The organism is Peribacillus sp. P4_C12 (assembly GCF_056402095.1).
The window spans coordinates 1-3,623 of record NZ_JBFUIB010000388.1 but is presented as its reverse complement, the minus strand read 5'-3'; the positions used below and the strand labels follow the sequence as shown (position 1 = coordinate 3,623).

At 39.9% G+C, this 3,623-nt stretch carries 4 protein-coding genes; all 4 read right to left on the bottom strand.

The annotated features are described in order from the left end of the window. On the bottom strand, positions 1-671 hold a 671-nt coding region (locus AC1DUW_RS23555), incomplete at its 3' end, for an NAD(P)-binding domain-containing protein (RefSeq protein ID WP_477643588.1). A gap of 41 nt (positions 672-712) precedes the next feature. After that, entirely contained in the window at positions 713-1,987 is a 1,275-nt protein-coding gene (locus tag AC1DUW_RS23550; protein WP_053346882.1) for a DNA polymerase IV, read from the bottom strand. Positions 1,988-2,310: 323 nt separating this feature from the next. Then, the gene (locus AC1DUW_RS23545) at positions 2,311-2,433 is read right to left on the bottom strand and encodes a hypothetical protein (RefSeq protein ID WP_477643587.1); all 123 of its coding nucleotides are present in this window, start codon (positions 2,431-2,433) and stop codon (positions 2,311-2,313) included. A gap of 18 nt (positions 2,434-2,451) precedes the next feature. Further along, positions 2,452-3,573, bottom strand: coding sequence for a tripeptidase T (locus AC1DUW_RS23540; protein WP_053346883.1), 1,122 nt, complete (start codon positions 3,571-3,573; stop codon positions 2,452-2,454). Between the last annotated feature and the right edge of the window lie 50 nt (positions 3,574-3,623).

The following is a 3,623-nucleotide window of genomic DNA, read 5'->3' as shown; positions in this document are numbered from 1 at the left end:
CCTTTATTCCATTCTGTAAACACTTCATGGAATTCTTCAGCAGTCAGACCAAGAAGGTTTTTCAAAAGGAAATAAGATTCGGAAATCAACTGCATGTCTCCATATTCAATTCCATTATGCACCATCTTAACATAATGTCCGGCTCCATCTGGTCCGATATATGTACAGCAAGCATCGCCATCTACTTTAGCCGAAATATCCTTCAAAATTGGTGCAACAAGTTCATATGCTTCTTTTTGACCGCCAGGCATGATTGAAGGACCTGTTAAAGCTCCTTCTTCCCCTCCTGAGACACCCGTACCGATGAAATGAATACCTAGCTGGCTTAATTCCTCGTTACGGCGCTGAGTGTCCTTAAAGAACGTATTTCCACCATCAATGACGATATCGCCTTTTTCAAGCAGTGGTTTTAATTGTTCGATTGTAGCATCAGTTGCAGCACCAGCTTTAACCATCAATAAAATTTTGCGAGGTGTTTCCAGAGAATTCACGAATTCTTCTAGGGTATACGCTGCAAATACATTTTTACCTTCTGCTTCATTCATCATTTCGTCTGTTTTTGATCCTGAGCGATTATAGACGGAAATTGAATATCCTCTGCTTTCAATATTAAATGCAAGATTCTTACCCATTACGGCTAGTCCGATAACGCCAATCTGTTGTTTTTTCATGGTTATCTTTCCCTTCTCTATATCTTTACACAACTTATAAGCTAATCTTTGTCATCAGAAGGATTTTTCCTCCTTGATTGTTCAAAGAAATCTTTGCTGAAGCTTGTGTCTGTTCCGATCGAACGATTTTTCAAGGATAATCCCTTTTTAATAATATTTTCTCCGTACTTATTTTGCAAGTGTTCCATCGCTTCGTACAAAGGTTCTTTTTCAGCGTCTTCTTGAAAGGAAAATATATCAAGCTGTTTGAAGGCCGATTCTTTTTCAATAACATCATAAGCAGTAACACCAAGAAGCCTAATTCCTTCCCCATTCCAATTTTTCAAAAACAGGTCAACAGCTCTATTCAAAATATCCGCTTTTTCAAAAACTGGATTAGGAACTGTTCTACTTCTGGTAATGGTGCGACGGTCTTTATAGCGGATCGTCACACCAATTTTCTGACCAAGCAGACGTTTATTTTTTAATCGGACAGCAACCTTTTCTGAAAGCTTTTCTAATATCCCAATCAGTTCCTTTTGATTAGTAGAATCATGTGGAAGAGTTGTCGAATTTCCAATGCTTTTATGATCAAAAATGGCTTCCGGATCAACAACCCGAGGATCGATACCATTTGCTCTATCCTTTAAACGAGCGCCATTGATTCCAAGCAGTTGCTTCAGTTGCCTATCGTGGGCATGAGCAAGGTCCCCTATTGTCATAATACCGATGGAGTGAAGTTTTTCCGATGTCTTACTGCCGATGCCATGCATTTCGCCCACTTGTAAAGGCCAGAGCTTCTTAGAAATATCTCTTTTTCTTAACACGGTGATGCCCATTGGCTTTTTCATATCAGAGGCAGTTTTGGCCAAAAATTTATTAGGGGCAATACCGATGCTACAAGGAAGGTCCATCGTTTTATAAATTCTTTCCTGAATGCTTTTGGCAATTTCTAGAGGCGAACCTAATTCGACGCATTCGCTAATATCCAGATACCCTTCATCGATGGAAACCGGTTCAACCATCTCTGTATATTGTCGCAACACCTCAAAAATAGCCAGTGATGCTTTTCGATAACGTTCAAAATTCGGTTTCCGAATAATTAATTGAGGGCAAAGTTTTTTCGCCTGCCATATAGGCATAGTCGTTTTAACGCCGAATTTTCTTGCTTCATAGCTGCACGTGACGATGATGCCTCTTCTTTCCTCTACATTACCGGCTATGGCAAGCGGCTTACCTTTCAATGAAACATCATAGGACATTTCCACTGAAGCATAGAAACTATTCATGTCTACATGGAGAATGACCCTGCCATTTTTGGGATACATGTCCTTCATGTGACCGTCACATCCTTGTACAAGAAAAAATACCGTATAATAGGGCCAATTAAAAATAACTATTACTTTTAAGGTACCCCTATTTATCCTTGGTAACCAGAGTAAAATGATACTTCTACTCCAAGAAAAACAGCCATCATATTATTGATGACTGTAGATATATTCCTGCAATACTTGAACGCCTTCTAGAGATGATACGAATATTTGCGAATCAATGATTGTAACCAAAAGGTTACCTATACTGGCAACCCCTGCATATATCCAGTTTTTTGATTGCCTAATAAACCGATTTGTTCATTAGGCAAGTCTGTAAAACAAATATTTCATCGAGCTGCTTGCACAACAAGTGCTATGGACAGGCCATCTGTCCTTATCGCAATCCATCTCTGTTCATGCATGTCCTTCTCAGGTTTACCTGGAAATAGCACCTTATTTATTTCAATCAATGGTTTTAAGGGTGATTACTATTCCCCAGCAACTTCCTTAATGATACTGACTACCATTTCAGCAAGCTTCGTTAATTCTTCAACAGGAATTCTCTCATTTGTAGTATGAATATCTTCATAGCCTACAGCTAGATTGACAGTAGGAATTCCAAAACCTGCAATCACATTCGCATCACTTCCACCGCCACTTTTAACTAACTCGCATGGACGTCCGATATTCTCTGCTGCTTTTCTCGCGATTTCGACTACATGATCACCAGCTCCATATTTAAAGCCAGGATACATGACGTTGACTTCTACTTCGGCCCGTCCACCCATTTCGATGGCTGCGGTCTCGAATGCCTCTTTCATTCTTGCTACCTGTTTTTCCATTTTTTCAGGAATTAAGGATCTTGCTTCTGCTAAGATTTCAACATGGTCGCAAACAATATTGGTTTGCTGTCCGCCTTGGAAACGTCCGATGTTGGCGGTTGTTTCATCATCGATACGGCCTAGGGGCATTCTTGAAATTGCCTTGGCAGCAATCGTAATCGCTGAAACGCCTTTTTCAGGAGCAACACCAGCATGAGCTGTCTTACCTAAAATTACAGCTGAAACTTTAGCCTGAGTAGGTGCGGCAACCACAACATTTCCTACTTTTCCATCACTATCGAGTGCAAAACCAAATTTGGCCGTCACAAGGGAGCGATCTAGGGCTTTTGCCCCAACTAACCCTGATTCTTCACCAACAGTAATAATGAATTCAATCGTTCCATGTTCGATATTCTGTTCTTTAATCACTTTAAGCGTTTCTAACATAACCGCTAATCCAGCTTTGTCATCCGCTCCTAAAATAGTCGTTCCGTCTGACACTATGTATCCATCTTTAATGGAAGGCTTGATTCCGTTCCCAGGCACAACCGTATCCATATGAGACGTGAAATAAATGGTATCTACGCCCTCTTTGGTACCTTTTAGAGTACAAACCAAATTACCTGCACCATGGCCAGTAACCGCCGTTGTATCATCTTCAAAAACATTTACACCAAGTGCCGTGAATTTTTCTTTCAACACTTTGGCAATTGCGGCTTCATTTTTTGTTTCAGAATCAATTTGTACTAATTCCATAAATTCGCTAACCAAACGTTCTTCATTAATCATAAAATAAAACCTCCAAAAAAGTTTTCCTCTTTAAGTATACTTCTAAAAGY